The 15,700-nt window shown below is 59.5% G+C and carries 16 protein-coding genes; 6 read left to right on the forward strand and 10 right to left on the reverse strand.

All coding sequences use genetic code 11. The features are described 5' to 3' along the window. The 4 genes from JWQ61_RS06070 to cyaY all read right to left on the reverse strand — a co-directional run. Window positions 1-860, reverse strand: an 860-nt coding sequence (locus JWQ61_RS06070) for a DUF2827 family protein (protein ID WP_304359734.1), incomplete at its 3' end; no start/stop codon positions are given. Window positions 861-905: 45 nt separating this feature from the next. Next, window positions 906-1,421, reverse strand: a complete 516-nt coding sequence (locus JWQ61_RS06075; RefSeq protein WP_304359735.1) for a hypothetical protein — start codon at window positions 1,419-1,421, stop codon at window positions 906-908. 128 nt (window positions 1,422-1,549) lie between these two features. After that, window positions 1,550-2,587, reverse strand: a complete 1,038-nt coding sequence (locus JWQ61_RS06080; RefSeq protein WP_304359736.1) for a hypothetical protein — start codon at window positions 2,585-2,587, stop codon at window positions 1,550-1,552. Between the two features lie 269 nt (window positions 2,588-2,856). Then, window positions 2,857-3,183, reverse strand: a complete 327-nt coding sequence (gene cyaY, locus JWQ61_RS06085; RefSeq protein ID WP_304359737.1) for an iron donor protein CyaY — start codon at window positions 3,181-3,183, stop codon at window positions 2,857-2,859. 74 nt (window positions 3,184-3,257) lie between these two features. Here cyaY and JWQ61_RS06090 point away from each other — a divergent pair, with 74 nt between their 5' ends. Genes JWQ61_RS06090 through JWQ61_RS06100 form a run of 3 tightly spaced genes read left to right on the forward strand, consistent with a single transcriptional unit; the run spans window position 3,258 to window position 5,553 of the window. Further along, complete coding sequence (locus JWQ61_RS06090) at window positions 3,258-3,467, forward strand: lipoprotein (protein ID WP_304359738.1); 210 nt, start codon at window positions 3,258-3,260, stop codon at window positions 3,465-3,467. A 9-nt stretch (window positions 3,468-3,476) separates the two neighbouring features. Next, the gene (gene lysA, locus JWQ61_RS06095) at window positions 3,477-4,763 is read left to right on the forward strand and encodes a diaminopimelate decarboxylase (protein ID WP_304359739.1); all 1,287 of its coding nucleotides are present in this window, start codon (window positions 3,477-3,479) and stop codon (window positions 4,761-4,763) included. 22 nt (window positions 4,764-4,785) lie between these two features. After that, entirely contained in the window at window positions 4,786-5,553 is a 768-nt protein-coding gene (locus tag JWQ61_RS06100) for a transporter (RefSeq protein WP_304359740.1), read from the forward strand. Here JWQ61_RS06100 and JWQ61_RS06105 read toward each other — a convergent pair. The 6 genes from JWQ61_RS06105 to JWQ61_RS06130 form a co-directional block, all read right to left on the reverse strand. After that, complete coding sequence (locus JWQ61_RS06105) at window positions 5,520-6,176, reverse strand: sulfite oxidase heme-binding subunit YedZ (protein ID WP_304359741.1); 657 nt, start codon at window positions 6,174-6,176, stop codon at window positions 5,520-5,522. The two genes, JWQ61_RS06100 and JWQ61_RS06105, sit on opposite strands and share 34 nt — an antisense overlap. A 16-nt stretch (window positions 6,177-6,192) precedes the next feature. Next, window positions 6,193-7,173 (reverse strand): protein-methionine-sulfoxide reductase catalytic subunit MsrP, encoded by a 981-nt coding sequence (msrP, locus tag JWQ61_RS06110; protein WP_304359742.1) that lies wholly within the window; start codon window positions 7,171-7,173, stop codon window positions 6,193-6,195. A gap of 94 nt (window positions 7,174-7,267) precedes the next feature. After that, window positions 7,268-7,927: an HAD family phosphatase gene (locus JWQ61_RS06115; protein ID WP_304359743.1), complete on the reverse strand. Its 660-nt coding sequence runs from the start codon at window positions 7,925-7,927 to the stop codon at window positions 7,268-7,270. A 4-nt stretch (window positions 7,928-7,931) separates the two neighbouring features. Further along, window positions 7,932-9,077 (reverse strand): c-type cytochrome biogenesis protein CcsB, encoded by a 1,146-nt coding sequence (ccsB, locus tag JWQ61_RS06120; RefSeq protein WP_304359744.1) that lies wholly within the window; start codon window positions 9,075-9,077, stop codon window positions 7,932-7,934. Between the two features lie 93 nt (window positions 9,078-9,170). Further along, window positions 9,171-11,342 carry a cytochrome c biogenesis protein ResB gene (locus JWQ61_RS06125; RefSeq protein WP_304359745.1) on the reverse strand — a complete coding sequence of 724 codons (2,172 nt, stop codon included), beginning with the start codon at window positions 11,340-11,342 and terminating at the stop codon, window positions 9,171-9,173. A gap of 74 nt (window positions 11,343-11,416) precedes the next feature. After that, complete coding sequence (locus tag JWQ61_RS06130; RefSeq protein ID WP_304359746.1) at window positions 11,417-12,091, reverse strand: cytochrome c; 675 nt, start codon at window positions 12,089-12,091, stop codon at window positions 11,417-11,419. Window positions 12,092-12,290: 199 nt separating this feature from the next. On the opposite strand from JWQ61_RS06130, the gene yihA reads away from it, so the two are divergent. From yihA to JWQ61_RS06145, 3 genes are all read left to right on the forward strand, one after another. Beyond that, window positions 12,291-13,010, forward strand: coding sequence for a ribosome biogenesis GTP-binding protein YihA/YsxC (gene yihA, locus JWQ61_RS06135; RefSeq protein ID WP_304359747.1), 720 nt, complete (start codon window positions 12,291-12,293; stop codon window positions 13,008-13,010). Window positions 13,011-13,248: 238 nt separating this feature from the next. Continuing rightward, window positions 13,249-14,262, forward strand: a complete 1,014-nt coding sequence (gene hemB, locus JWQ61_RS06140) for a porphobilinogen synthase (protein WP_041741101.1) — start codon at window positions 13,249-13,251, stop codon at window positions 14,260-14,262. Window positions 14,263-14,581: 319 nt separating this feature from the next. Continuing rightward, the coding region (locus tag JWQ61_RS06145) for a TonB-dependent receptor plug domain-containing protein (RefSeq protein ID WP_304359748.1) at window positions 14,582-15,700 on the forward strand (1,119 nt) is incomplete at its 3' end.

Here is a 15,700-nt window from a genome sequence, read left to right on the forward strand (position 1 = left end):
GCATTCTCGATCTGGTGGGAAATCACCACATCGGTCATCTGGCTCAGGAACTGCGGCGTGTCGAAGCGTCCCAGGAACACCGCCTTGTGTTCGCGCACGATATCCAGCTGGTTCATCACGGCAATGAATTCCTTGCTCTCGCGCGCCAGGCGCTCGGCATTGGTGACCTGCAGGATTTCGACGTCTTGCGGCTGCTGCCGATAAGCTTCTTCGGCAATGAATGCAGGATACATGCAGAATTTCACGATATCGTTATTCGGCTCCATCACAGTCAGCCGCTTGGGACCGGGGCGCGGGCGATATTCGCCGTGATGTTCAAAACCTTGGCTGCGCTGGTTGACGAAAATCGGATCCCATACAAACGGCACCACTTGCGCCGGCCGCCGGCGCAGGGTCTCGAAGTAGGACTGGCTGTTGGTGGCAACCTGGGGCACCATCCAGATTGCATCGTAGCGCTGGTTGACGAACAGGTCGTAGCCCCACATCGGCCGGTTGAACAATACCGATTGCATCACATGCACGTACTCGAATCCGCAACAATAGGATATCAGGCGGCATCCTTGCGTCTTCAGGTAAGCGGTCTGGTCCGCACTGATCTGGCCGCCCAGTTCGATCAGCACATCCAGGTTGTCCTTGGCCTGCTCGAAAGTCACGGTCGGCCAGCGCGCCTGGTCCCACGGCAGCGCCGCGGTGATAGCGACCGCGGTGGTATTGACCAGGTGCACCGAAGCTACGCTCGGGCATTGTTTCAGCGTTTCAGCCAGGTACACGGCATTTTGCTTGATGCCGTTGTTCCATAGCGATTCGTTTTCCTGGTGCAAACCGATGGTGATGCCGATACGCAAGGTGCCTGTGCTCATGTCTTGGATTCAAAGTAAGGATGCATCGTGTCTGTCTCGTGTCTGTCATTTGCGCGCCGGCGCCGCCATTTTGGTCTGCTCGGTCCAGCCGTACTGCACATAGCGGCGGATGATCAGGCAGCCCGGCGGCGAATCCACCAGGGAGACCGAACCGCCCGGCTCGGCCGGCGACACATAGACCGTGAAAGTCGGCAGCAAAGGCGTGGCGCTATAACCTTTCAATTCGGTATCGGCAATGCTCTTGCATGAATACGGTGCGATGGAAATGCGTTCGGCCGACACCGAACAGGCGCCGCCTTCCTGCGGCACCGCGGTGATGGATACCGCTGCCGATGCGCCGGCATATTCGATCCCGGTCAAGGAAAAGAACGGCCCACGATCCGGATGGGCGCGGTCCCAGTCCACCAGGACATCGTGGGCGCTGGTGCCATTGATGGCCAGCGCCGACAGGCGCGTGATGGCCGGCTGGCACTGCTTGACGCCGACGCTGCGCGCCGCTTCTGCCAGCAGGTTTTTCGGTCCTGCGGCAGTCGCCTTGGCGCCGGGCAGGTCGGACTTCATTTGTCCGTGTGCGGCTGGCATCGACGATGTTAAAAGAACGGTGCAGATCAGCGCCAGCCACGGTTGCCGGCGTGCGCTTGGTAAACCTGTGGATTTGCTTGTGTCAGAAGTGGGCGGTGCATGCATCATCAGCTGAATCCGTTTATGGTGAGCGGGACGCCGAATCCGGCATCCGAGGTAGCAGGGGTTGTCGTTTCCGGCACAGGCACAGGTGCGTCGGCCGGCGCCGGCTCCATGGCGGGTTCCGGTATGGGCGCGGTTGCCGCCGGCAGCGGCCGGATGTCAGGCGCGCCGGGCGGCGGTGTTGCTGGCGCAGGTTCCGTGGCGGGCGTTGCCGGCGGCGGCGAGGCTGGCGGTGCAGTTGGCTCCATGGCAGGCACGACCGGCGGCGTTGCCGCAGGCTCCACCGCAGGAACTGCCGGCGCCGGCGTTGCAGGTATGGCAGGTTCGACGGCCGGAACCACCGTCGGCTCCGGCGCAGCGACGCCGGCCTTGGCGGCCGCCGCGGCTTGTTCGCGCTTCATCATGACTACCACGGCCTTTTCACACTCATCCTCGCTGTCGCATGGGAGGACGAAGGTTTTTCCCTCCCACCAGCCACGCAGCACATAGATGCCATTCTCGGCCCGCCTGCCTTTGCCTTCGCTCAGCATCTCCTGGTATTGCGGGTGCGCCGGCGGAAATGTCATGATCCCGTAGCCCAGCTGGTGGCCGCGATGCCATTGTCCGCTATACACCGAACCGTCGGCAAAAGTCACCCTGCCTTCGCCTTCCGGCAGGGAGTCGATAAACATGCCGTCAAAACGATTGCCGGGTTCTTCCACGCCCGTGGTGTGGCCGCGCATTTTTCCCTGCTCCATGTTGCCGGTCAGCTCCGATACCTGCTTGTTGCTGTTCAGCCAGCGCACGGTGCCCGGACCTTGCGCCAGGTCGTTCTCGCATCGCCCGCTCCAGCGCACTGTGACGTCGCGGTTGAGCGCCCCCGGGCTCCAGATTTTACAGCCGTTGCTGGTATCCGCAGCCCAGTGCCGAGGCGTTTCGGCCGCGCCGCTGTTCGCCTGCAGGGTGGTCGCACCGGCCGCGGCGGGCGCGTTGGCGGCCCCTGCCGCGACTGCCGCAACCACCGTTGCGGCCAGCAATACGCGAGCCAGCAGCATGGCGTACATCCCATTCCTCGCCAACGGACGAGATCGATAACCTGCTGCGTCGCAGGCCGAACTCCAATCACCTGGTTCTTCCGAATCCCTGATTATTGTCGTGTTCATTGGTGGCGATCGATGGTTGGACAGCGTTGAACAACTCCTTGCTACCGTTTTTTTCCAGGCCCGAAGCCCTGCCGGCCGGCGAGCGTGTCAAAACAACATTGTATTGTTCATATCTTACGACAAATGCGGCCGGAGAAATCGCCTGTCCAGCCGCGCCGCCAAGAAAAAATTTACAGCACTATCGGCACGCCGCCCTGGGCACTGATCATGCCCGACAAAGCGGCAAAAAACTCTGAGCCGTCGCGGGTATTGAGCCAGCTGCCGCCCTTTTGCCGGTAGTGGAAACCGCCGGATTTGGCGGCAATCCACAATTCCTGCATCGGCGCCTGGCTATTGACGATGATCTTGCTGCCGTTGTCGACAAATTCGATCTCCAGCACATTGCCGCTGCGGCTGCACTCCACATCCAGGTCGGTATGGTCGGCAGCCTGCTCCAGCGCCGTCTCGATCTTGCCCAGGGCGGCCTCAGCCGCAGCCAGGAATTCTGATTCTGTCATGCTACACTCCAATCCATTTCGTTAAACTGTGATTCTAATCCGTGAAGCCCACTTTTGATTTGCCGCGTATTCCTATGATCGTTGCCGTGGTCGCCGCTACGCTCAGCCTGGCCGCGTGCGGCCAGAAAGGCCCGCTGTTCATGCCGGCCAAGCTGCCGCCGCCTATCGTCAGAACCGCCCCGGCGCCGGCCAAGCCAAATGTTGCTCCAGCGACATCTGACCAAACCATTACCCCGGCGCAGCCGGAAGCCGTAGATATACCAACAATACCCGTTACCAGATAAGCAGCCCCTATGTCGTATTTTTCATACAAGAATGGCGTCCTGCACGCTGAAAACGTCGCGCTGAACGCTATTTCCCAGCAATTTGGCAGCCCTACCTACGTTTACTCCAAAGCTGCGCTGACAGCCAATTTCTCGGCCTACGCGAACGCCTGCAAGCAACATAGCCGCGAAGCGGATGGCGCGCTGATCTGCTATTCGGTCAAATCCAACTCCAACCTGGCTGTACTGCAGTTGCTGAACCAGCTCGGCTCCGGTTTCGATATCGTCTCGGGAGGCGAATTATTGCGCGTAATCGCCGCCGGCGGCGATCCGTCCAAGGTAATTTTTTCCGGCGTCGGCAAATCGCGCGAGGAAATGCGCCTGGCTTTGTCGCATGACATTCTCTGCTTCAACGTGGAGTCGGTGCCGGAGCTGCACCGTCTGAACGAAGTCGCCGGCGCCATGGGCAAACGCGCGGCCATCTCGCTGCGCGTCAATCCCGATGTCGACGCCAAGACCCATCCCTACATCTCGACCGGCCTCAAGGAAAACAAATTCGGCGTGGCCTATGACGAAGCCCTGTCCTGCTACCGCACCGCCGCGGCGCTGCCGCACATCGATGTGGCCGGCATCGATTGCCACATCGGTTCGCAGCTGCTGGATGACGCGCCCATGCTGGAAGCGCTGGACAAGCTGATCGAGCTGGTCGACCAGCTGGCCAGCGAAGGCATCCACTTGCACCACCTGGATATCGGCGGCGGCATCGGCATTACCTATGACGACGAACAGCCGGTCGTGATCGGCGACTACCTGGGCCGCCTGTTTGCCCGCATCAATGCCTGGCGTGAAGAAAAATACCACGGCGCGCCGATCAAGGTGATGTTTGAACCGGGCCGTTCGATTGTCGGCAATGCCGGCATCCTGCTGACCGAAGTGCAGTACCTGAAACATTCGGAAGCCAAGAATTTTGCGGTGGTGGATGCTGCCATGAACGACTTGATGCGGCCGGCGTTGTACGAAGCCTGGCATGGCGTGCAGACCGTCAGCCAGCGTAGCACGGCAACCCAGGTCTACGATGTGGTCGGGCCGGTATGCGAATCGGGCGACTGGCTGGCGCGCTCCCGTTCGCTGGCGATCGAAGCCGGCGACCTGCTGGCGCTGATGTCGGCCGGCGCTTACGGCATGACCATGTCGTCCAACTACAACACGCGCGGCCGCGCGGCTGAAGTGATGGTGGACGGCACGCAAGTGCACCTGATCCGGCAGCGCGAGAATCCAGCCGACCTGTTTTCCCTGGAATCGCTCATATCGCCCTAAGCCGCAGGGAGACAGGAAGACCATGCGACAGTTCTTGCTCAGCGCCATATCTTCCTGTTTCCTGATCCAGGCCGCACACGCCGCCCATCCGCTGGTGACCGACGACACCAGCACCCAGGACAGCGGCAACCATCAGATCGAACTGAACACCGACTGGCTGCGCCAGGATGCCATCCATAGCCACGTAGTGAATTTCACCTACACCTACGGCTTGCTGAAAAATCTCGACCTGTATGCCAATCCGCCGGCGACCTTATCCAGCCCGTCAGGCATCAACGACGTCGCGCTGGGCGTTAAATGGCGCTTCCTGGAAAACGGGGATTTCAGCCTTGGCCTCAAACCGGAGCTGACACTGCCCAGCGGCGATCCGGAACGGGGACTGGGCCATGGCCGCAGCAGCATGTCCTTGACGCTGATCGCCAGCTACCAGATCGATTCCTGGGCTTTCAGCGGCAACCTGGAAACCTTTTACAACCGCTATCGCCTGCTGAGCGACCAGCAGGCCAACCGCACTATGGTCTGGCGTGCTTCCGCCTCCGCGCTGTACGCGCTGGATCCGAAGTGGAGCCTGGTGTTCGACGGCGGTATCGTCAGCAATACCGAACGCGCCAGCGACAGCAGCGGCGACCGCCACGCCAGCAGCAATCCCGGTTATCTCCTGACCGGTGCGATCTATTCCCCGAATCCCAATCTTGACCTCGATGCCGGCATCAAGTTCGGCCTCGGCTGCGGCGCCTGCGCGGCGCAGGTCCAGCGTCAGGTCGGGGTAGGCGTTACCTGGCGCTTCTGAGCCGAGGTCCGCTGGCTGCTGCGGCTACGTAATGCGAAGTACACCCGCACCAGCAACAGCAAGGCGACGATAGTGCCGAACACAATCGGCTTTTCAAAATTGTGCTTGCCGGCGCGCATCCACCAGAAATGCAGGATGCCCAGCATGGAAATCGCATACAGGCTGCGGTGCAGCCACTGCCAGCGCTTGCCCCCGAGGCGGCGGATCATGCCGTTGGTGCTGGTCAGCGCCAGCGGTATGAGCAGCACGAAAGCAATGAAGCCGACGGTAATGAACGGGCGCTTGACGACGTCCTTGAGCATCTCGCCGACATCGAAGAAATGATCGAACCAGAGGAATGTCGTGAAATGCAGGCAGGCATAAAAGAAGGCGAACAGACCCAGCATGCGCCGTAATTTGACGAGCCAGTTCCAGTTGGTGAAACGCCGCAGCGGCGTCACCGCCAAGGTGATGCACAGGAAATAGAGGGTCCAGTCGCCGCTGCTGCGCGTGATGAATTCGATAGGATTGGCGCCCAGGCGGTCGGTAAAGCCGAACAGCAGCAGCCGCGCCGCCGGCAGCAATGCCAGTGAGAACAGGAAGGCTTTCAGGAACTTGAATTGCCTGGGCGTCGGATTGAACATGCTGCGTTTTCCCGCTCTAGAAGAACTTCTTCAAGTCCATGCCGGCATACAGCGGGGCGACTTCGTTGTAGCCGTTGAACATCAGGGTCTTGCGCTTCTTGGTAAAGAAACCGTCTTCACCGATGCGGCGCTCGGTAGCTTGCGACCAGCGCGGATGATCGACATCCGGATTGACGTTGGAATAAAAACCGTACTCGCGCGCAGCGGCGATATTCCAGGCCGTGCGCGGCTGCTCCTTGAGGAAGCGGATCTTGACGATCGACTTGGCGGATTTGAAACCATACTTCCAGGGCAGCACCATGCGCACCGGCGCACCGTTCTGGTTCGGCAATACCTGGCCATACATGCCGAAGGTCAGCAGGGCCAGCGGATGCATGGCTTCGTCCATGCGCAAGCCTTCGATATACGGCCATTCCAGCACCGGTGCACGCAAACCCGGCATCTGCCGGTTATCAGCGAGGGTTGTGAATTCAACGTACTTGGCGTTGCTGGTCGGCTCTACTTTTTTGATCAATGCAGACAGGGAATAACCGGTCCAGGGAATCACCATCGACCAGCCCTCGACGCAGCGCAGCCGGTAGATACGCTCTTCCAGCGGCGCCAGTTTCAGCAAGCTGTCGATATCCAGGGTCAGCGGTTTCTTGACTTCGCCTTCGATGGCAATGGTCCATGGCCGCGTTTTTAATGTCCCGGCATTTTCGGCAGGATCGGTTTTTTCGGTGCCGAACTCGTAGAAATTGTTGTAGGTAGTGGCGTCCTTGAAAGGCGTCGCCTTGTCCATCACCACATACGCAGGATTGGCCTTCGCCGCCAGTTTCTGGGCGCCGCCGGCCTGGGCCCAGGCCTCGCCCGCCGACAGTTCCAGTAAACCGCCGGCGCCTGCCGCGCCTACGGCAAGTTGCCGCATGAAGCTGCGGCGCGATTCAAATACTTCACGTGGCGTGATTTCGGAAGAAAACGGGAGATCGATTCCATTGGGGCGACGATAGAGCGGCATGTGCATCTCCGGCAAAATTGATGAGGCTGATAATGCTTAGTCAGGCCAGCTGACGATTCCTTACAAAGGCCAGCCAGAAACCTGCCGACCCGGTTTATCCAGCGATATTGATGTGCTCGTGCAATTCCGTCAGCCGGGAAATCACTTTGACCTGTTTCGGCAGCTTCGCTTCGACCTGCTCCGGCTGCAAGGCGAATACCTGCATGCCGGCCGCCACGCCTGCCTGCACGCCGGGCAAGCTATCTTCCACTACTGCGCAGCGCGAAGGTTCGACGCCCATGGTCCTGGCGGCATGCAGGAACAGGTCCGGCGCAGGCTTCCAGGAACCCACTTCGTAGGCGCTGAAAATGCGCCCTTCGAAATAGGGCCACAGGCCGGTGACGCTGAGCGACACCTTGATCTGGTGCAACGGCCCGTTGGAGGCCATGCAAAACGGCACTTTCAGCGATTGCACCAGTTCCAGAGCGCCTTCGATCGGCTGCAGGCGCTGGTGCAGCACCGGCGCGATGCGGTCACGCAGGACCTTGGTGAAATCGGCCGGCAGCGAACGGCCGAACATCTGCTCCAGCTCGGCTACGCAATCGGCCATCCGGCCGCCCTTGAAACGCGCCAGCGCCACCTCGGCCGACAGCGGCATGCCCAGCTCGGCCAGGTAGTCCACCATCACCTCGGTTGCCACTGTCTCACTGTCAACCAGCGTGCCGTCGCAATCGAAAATCACTAAATCTACAGCTACGGTTTCCTGCTTTGCCATCTGATCAAAGTTCTCCGTACGAATGCAGGCCCGACAGGAACATGTTCACGCCGAGGAAAGCAAAGGTCGTCACCAGCAGGCCGATCAGCGCCCACCAGGCCGCGACCTGGCCGCGCAGGCCTTTCATCAGCCGCATGTGCAGCCATGCTGCGTAGTTGAGCCAGACGATCAGCGCCCAGGTTTCCTTCGGATCCCAGGACCAGTAGCCACCCCAGGCTTCGGCCGCCCACAGCGCGCCGAGAATGGTGGCGATGGTAAAGAAGGTGAAGCCGACCGCGATCGCCTTGTACATGACGTCGTCCAGCACTTCCAGCGCCGGCAGGCGGTCAGCCAGGTAGCCATGCGATTTCAGCAGGTACGCCACCGCCACCATCGCCGACAGCGCAAAAGTGCCGTAGCCGATGAAATTGGCCGGTACGTGGATCTTCATCCACCAGCTCTGCAGCGCCGGCACCAGCGGCTGGATTTCGGCGGCGTCGCGCGACACCATGTACCACAGCAGGAAACCGACCGCGGCCGAAATCACCAGCAGCACGAACGCGCCCAGCTGCCGGGTGCGGTAATGCTGTTCGTAATACAGGTAAAACAGCGCCGTGATCAGGCTGAACAGCACGAACACTTCATACAGGTTGGAGATAGGAATATGGCCAATGTCGGCGCCGATCAGGTAAGACTCGTACCAGCGCACCAGCATGCCGGTGAAACCCATCACCACCGCCGCCCAGCACAGCTTGGAGCCGATCGATGCGCCAAAGTCAGAGCGCGTGATCAAGCCGCCCCAGAAGAACAGGGTCGACAGAAAAAACAGCGTGCTCATCCACAGGATCGCCGACTGGCTGGAGAGCATGTATTTCAGGAAGAATTTCTGGTTGGCCATGTCCAGCACGCCGCCATACATGGCGATCGCCGACAGCGACAGCACCGCCAGCAAAGCCATCAGCCAGCGCACCGATTTCCAGTGCCAGCCGAGCCAGGCGAACGTCGGCGCGGCCAGCAGCAGCACGCCTTTTTCGTAATAATCCATATGGCTGCCGTAGCGGTTCAGTGCGAACAGCGAAGCCGCCACCAGCGCCACGGCAAACAGCCAGTCGAGCACCGACAGGCGCTTGATAAAGCTGCTGGGCGGGGAATACGTTTGCGTCAGTTCCATCATTTTCTCCATATCGTTCCGCTACTGCGCCGGAGGCGCAACGGAACTCTTGTCTCTGCCTGCCTTGCCCTGCAATCCCGCTGAGCCAGCAACCTAGGCTTCAGACTGCTTTAATTGTGTTCTTAACACTTCAAATTCTTTTTCGAAATCCAGCGTCTTGCGCTGCGAACTCATCGCCATCAATGCATGCGACTGCCCTGCCGCATTCTGGTCCGGACGGATCCACACCCACAGCCTGCGCTCCCGCACATACAGCATCGAGAATACGCCCAGCACCAGCAGCAGGCAGCCTAGGTACACCACCTTCTTGCCCGGCGAACGGGTAACCTGGAACACCGACGCCTTGATCTCGTCAAAACCGGTCATTTGCAGATATACAGGCGCATTATAGAAGCTTGCATCCGACAGTGCATTGGTGGCCAGCTGCAGGAAGCGGGCGTGCTTTTCATCGGCCGACAATTCTTTCAGGCCATCTTTCTCCCGCGCAACCTGCCACAAGTCCCACATGCTGCCGTTGAGGATCTTCATGAAGATGTCCGCGGCTTTTTCCTGCTCCTGCGGCGGCACCTGCTCCAGGAACTTGGAAATCGCCAAGTATCCGGCCAATTCGCCAGCCTGTCCGCCAGCCTGTTTGTCGTTACCGGCAAACAAGGACAAGCCGCGCATGGCCGATTGCTCCAGCTGGACGCGCAGGGTGGCGATGCCCTCGCGGCTTTCGGGAATCGCGCGCTGGGCATAACGATGCGCTGCCGCCTGGCGCAATTCCGGATTCAGCAGCGCTGCCCGCATGCGCATCCACTCTTGCACGGTATCCTCGTCATCGGCGGGAATGCGCAAATAGCGGAACGGCTCGTCCGGCGTGTCGCGCACCCCGGCCAGGAACACATAGGCATCGTCGACCTTGATCGACTGCATGTAATTGCTGAATTCGCGCGCCTGGCCGGTCTTGTCGCGCAGTTTGTACTGCACGCTAGGGCCGACATTCCTCAAATCCTTCTTGTTGGCGCTTTTCGCCGCATTGCCAAGGTGGCTGCTCAAATCCTCGCTCAGGCGCTGGTTGAGGCTCTTGGCCTTGGTCACGGTGCGCAGATCGTCACCCGATTGCGCCATATTTTCCACGTTAAACGGACGGAAACCAGACCACTCAATCGTATAGTCGGTATTGCCGTTATTGACTAACGGCGTGGTGCCGTTGACTTCGCCGCTCACCGGGAAGCTGGCTTCGCCGGCGCCGGCCATCGGATAGGCGGTCAGCTTGAGTTTGCTGCCGCCGTCTTCGAAGCTCGACTGGTAGACCGCGATGCCCTTGTAGATCAAGGGCTGGTTGACCTTGATGGTGGCCGCGAAAGTATGGCCGTCGGCGTTATCCCGGATCACCACTTCGCTGGCGAACAGCTTGGGCATGCCGGTGCTGTAGAAATCGATGATGAATTTCTTGAGCTGGATGGTGAACGGCAAATCCTGGATCATCACGCCGTCTTTTTGCGGAATGATGGCGGTGCTGCTGGCGGAACCTTCCGGAATCAGGGTGTTGCCGCGGAATGTGGGATTGCCCAGCCCGAGCCTGTGCTCTTCCGGGATCTGGGCGATGATGCCGTTGCCGTTGAACGGCGTTTTGCCATACAGCCATTGCTGGGCGCGTATCGGCAGGTCCGAATCCAGCAGGCCGCCGATGCAGATGATCACGATCGCGCTGTGGGCAAAGATATAGCCCCATTTGTTGGCGGCGCCTTGCTTGGCGCTGATCAGGGTAGCCTTGTCTTTCGCCACCAGCTTGGTCTTGTAGCCCTTGGCCGCAATCCGTTCCGCCAGCTGCCGCGCCAGCTCGGCCGGCGCCGTGGCCGAAGTCCATTCCGCCTTGTGGTGGAAGTTGCGCAGCGACTGTTCGCGCACGTTTTCGCGCCAGCTGCGCACGTCTTTGATCATCTTCGGCGCATTGCGCGCGATGCAGAGGGAAGTCGAAATCACCAGGAAGGTCATGATCAGCAGGAACCACCAGGATGAATACACCGCATACAAACCCAGCTTGCCGAACACTTCGAACCAGAACGGACCGAACTGGTTGACGTAGTTCGGCATCGGCTCGTTCTGCTTGAGCACCGTGCCGATCACCGAGGCGATCGCGATGATCGTCAGCAGGCTGATGGCGAACCGCATCGACGACAATAATTCCACCGCATCGGCCAGCCAGCGCCGGCTGGTTTTCAACTGGATTCCCGCCGTGGTTATCTCGTCGACCTTGATTTCGTTGTTACTAGTGCTCATAGCCAATTTGTCTTTTTGAAAAGAAAAAGGGGCGGCCTAGGCCACCCCTGAATTCGCGAACTATTATTATTTTCTTATCTCAGTCCGGCGATGTAATCGGCAACCGCCTTGATTTCATCATCCGACATGCGCTTGGCGATCGTCGCCATCATCGGGCCGTTCTTGCGGGCGCCGCTGCGGAAGTTGGTCAGCTCGGTCACCGTATAGTCCTGGTGCTGGCCGCCGATGCGCGGGAACTGGGCCGGGATGCCGGCGCCGTTCGGGCTGTGGCAGCCGGCGCAGGCCGGAACGCTCTTTTCGGCAATCCCGCCGCGATAGATTTTCTTGCCCAGCGCCAGGCTATCCTTGTCCTTGGCGGCACCCGGCTTGGCCGGCTGCGCATCCAGGTAGGCGGCGATGTTTTTCATTTCATCGTCCGTCAGCAGCTTGGCCAGCGGCGACATGATCGGGTTACTGCGGTCGGCGCCCTGGAAATTGGTCAATTGCTTGTGGATGTACGCCGCATGCTGGCCGCCCAGTTTCGGGTTGGCGCTGATGGTCGAGGCGCCTGCCGCTCCGTGGCAGGAGACGCAGGCGGTGATGTTGCGCGCTGCGTCGCCATTGGTATACAGTGCTTCGCCCTTGGCTGGATCCGCTTTGGCAGGCCCGGCTGGTTGAATCTTCGGCGCATCCGCCGCATGGGCAACCGAGGAAAACGCAAGCACTGCAACGAAGAAAGATGTCACTACTGGAAAAAACGCACGGTTCATTCAAACACCCTGAGACTTGATTTTAGAATTCGGTGGCGACGAAGCTGGCCGGCTAAGCTACATCAGCTGATCGCCTGGCTCCCAAAGGCCATCAGCTACGTATAAGGTAATGCTAAGCGGAACAGCAGTACATAACCCCTTATTGTACAATAGCTTTCCGGCATTTTTGCCTCCCCTTACCGCATTTTCTGCTCAATCCATGTCCCTACTTTGGCAAGCCCGCTTCTTTACTACGGTCAATCATCTTCGAGACTTGCCAACTTTGCAAGTCCCCGAGATCGCTTTCGCCGGCCGTTCCAACGCCGGCAAATCGACCGCCATCAATCTTTTGTGCAATCAGAAGAAGCTGGCTTTTGCATCTAAAACACCTGGCCGTACCCAGCACATCAACTATTTTTCGATAGGCGGCGCCCATGTCGCCCAGCATCGCAAGGATGAAACCAAGATCGACGAGATCCGCGCCTTGCTGGTCGACCTGCCTGGTTATGGCTATGCGGAAGTGTCCGGTTCGGCCAAGCTGCACTGGCAGCAATTGCTCGGCGACTACGTGCGCCGCCGCCAGCAGCTGGCGGCGCTGGTGCTGATCGTCGACTCGCGCCGTCCGTTCACTGAACTCGATGTGCAAATGGTGGAATGGTTTGCGCCTACCGGCAAGCCGATTCATTGCATCTTGAGCAAATCGGACAAGCTCAACCGCAACGACGCCACCAACGCACTGCGCCAGGCCCGTACTTTCCTGGCGAGCTATGTCGATGAAAACAATCAGCAACTGCCGTTTACCGCGCAGCTGTTTTCAGCGCTGAACCGCAGCGGGCTGGAAGAAGCGAATGACCGTATCCTGGAACTGGCTGGCCTGACAGGCGCCGCCGGCGACGTGCCTGACGCAACTGCAGCGGGCGACGGCGAAGAGGAAGTTTAGTAACTGCGCTAAACATAAAAAAGCCCTGGAGAAAGGGGAATATCTCCAGGGCGCAATGCCTTATCACCAAAAGCGATACGGCCCCGCTCAGGGAGGGAAGCGGGAGGCGAATGATGCACCTATTGCTAGGAGAAGGACTGACCCGAAAAAGTTCACGACTTTTTTATTTTTCGGCGAAAATATTAGCGAAACAACTTATCTGCTCGCTTTCCACCCACCCGATATCTCAGAAACCGACATGCCACATTCTCAGAAAACCGCCCAGTTTCCAGCCATCCGCATGCGCCGCATGCGCAAAGATGCTTTTTCGCGCGCGATGATGCGCGAGAACACCATCACCACCGCCGATCTGATTTACCCGGTCTTCATACTGGATGGCAAGAATCAGCGCGAAAAAATCAATTCGATGCCGGGAGTTGAACGTCTGTCAATTGATCTGCTGTTAAATGTGGCAGAAGAATGCGTGGCTTTGGGAATTCCGGTCATCGCTTTATTCCCTGTCATCAATCCATCGCTGAAAACCCCGGACGGCATCGAAGCCACCAATCCGCAAGGCTTGATCCCGCGCGCGGTGCGCGAACTGAAACAGCGTTTCCCCGAACTCGGCATCCTGACCGACGTCGCCCTCGACCCCTACACCAGCCACGGCCAGGACGGCGTGCTGAATGCCGACGGTTATGTGCTCAACGACGAAACCTGCGCCATCCTGGTCAAGCAGGCGCTGACCCAGGCCGACGCCGGCGTCGATATCGTAGCGCCGTCCGACATGATGGACGGCCGCATCGGCGCCATCCGCCATGCCCTGGAAACCCATCACCACATCTATACCCGCATCATGGCGTATTCGGCCAAGTATGCTTCGGCGTTTTACGGGCCGTTCCGCGACGCGGTGGGTTCGTCCGCCACGCTTGGCAAGAGCAACAAGAACACTTACCAGATGGATCCGGCCAACAGCAACGAGGCTTTGCACGAAGTCGCGCTGGACCTGGCCGAAGGCGCCGACATGGTGATGGTCAAGCCCGGCATGCCCTACCTGGATATCGTGCGCCGTGTGAAAGACGAATTCAAGGTACCGACCTTTGCCTATCAGGTCAGCGGCGAATACGCGATGATCAAGGCCGCTGCCCAGAACGGCTGGCTGGACCATGACAAGACCATGATGGAAGCCATGCTGGCGTTCAAGCGCGCCGGGGCCGACGGCGTGCTGACGTACTTTGCGCTGGATATCGCCCGCCATCTGAAAAAAGGCTAAACGCCGGCGACCGGAAAAAACCGCTCCGGATTTGCAAAAAACCGGAACGGCTTTCAATGAGCCAACCGTCGACGTTACTATTCAGCAACGTCGGCGAACATGCTTGCAAAATCTGCATACCTGCTTGAAATCCCTCTTTTTTGCATCCAGGCCACAATAATTACCAGTTCATGCATTTAGGTTTGACTGCATAGACGATAATAATTATCATTCACGTCTTTATCCCCGGTCAGCCATTCTTCTCAAACCCGACTACGTCGCGCTGCGAGCAAGACCAGCCAGCACCAGCATTTCCCCTAGCCCGCAAAGAAATATAACAATGACCTCGCTCAAGAGTCCTCACCACCTTATTGTCCGCCGCTGTTCGGCTGCGGTCGCGCTCGCTTTCCTGAGCCTGCCTGGCCTGGCCCAGACCGCGGCCGCTCCGGTCGGCGCTGCCGCCGCCGACGACGCCAACACCTCGACGCTGGAATCGATCCAGGTCAGCGCCGACTGGCTCGGCAGCGGCCTGCAAAACAGCGTGAAACGCTTTCCGGGCGCACGCACCGTGGTCAGGAAAGAAGAAATCGAAAACAGCGGCGCTTCCAATATCGGCGACGTGATGCGCCGCATCCCTGGCGTACAGTCGACCGATAACTCCGGCACCGCCGGCAGCGCGATCTCGCTCAATATCGGCGTGCGCGGACTGACCGGACGTTATTCGCCGCGCTCTACCGTGCTGCTGGACGGCATCCCGATGGCGGTGGCGCCATATGGCCAGCCGCAACTGTCGTTTGCGCCGGTCAGCCTGAACAACATCGAAGCGATCGACGTCGTGCGCGGCGGCGGCGCGGTGCGCTATGGTCCGCAAAACGTCGGCGGCATCATCAATTTCAAGACCCGTTCGATTCCAACCGAACCCGGTTTCAACGGCGATGCCAGCGTACGCTACAACAGCTATAGCGGCGGCGAATCGAACAAGCAATACAGCGCATTCGTCGGCAGCCAGCTGGACAACGGTCTTGGCCTGGCGCTGCTGTATTCCGGTTCCGACGGCTCCAGCTGGCGCGCCGGCAGCCGCGAAACGGTCAACGATTTTGCGCTGAAATTCCGCTACCAGCTGACGCCGGCCTCGGAGTTCTACGGCAAGGTGTCCTACTACGACGTCAATTCGCGCACGCCAGGCGGCCTGACCGTGGCGCAATACAATGCCGATCCTTTCCAGAACACGCGTCCTACCGATTACTGGAGCGGTACGCGCAAAGGCATCGACGCCGGTTATCTCAACACGCTGTCGGCCACCCAGGAATTCGAAGTCCGCACCTACTACAACGAAAGTTTCCGCCAGAGCGTATTGATCTCCGGCGCCAACCTGGTCCACCAGCCGCGCAATTACGAGGTGCTGGGCATCGAGCCGCGCTACACGCAGCGCTTCAACCTGGGCCAGACCACCAACGAT

Origin of the sequence: Collimonas fungivorans, assembly GCF_028292705.1 — a bacterium.
Classification (GTDB): domain Bacteria; phylum Pseudomonadota; class Gammaproteobacteria; order Burkholderiales; family Burkholderiaceae_D; genus Collimonas; species Collimonas fungivorans_B.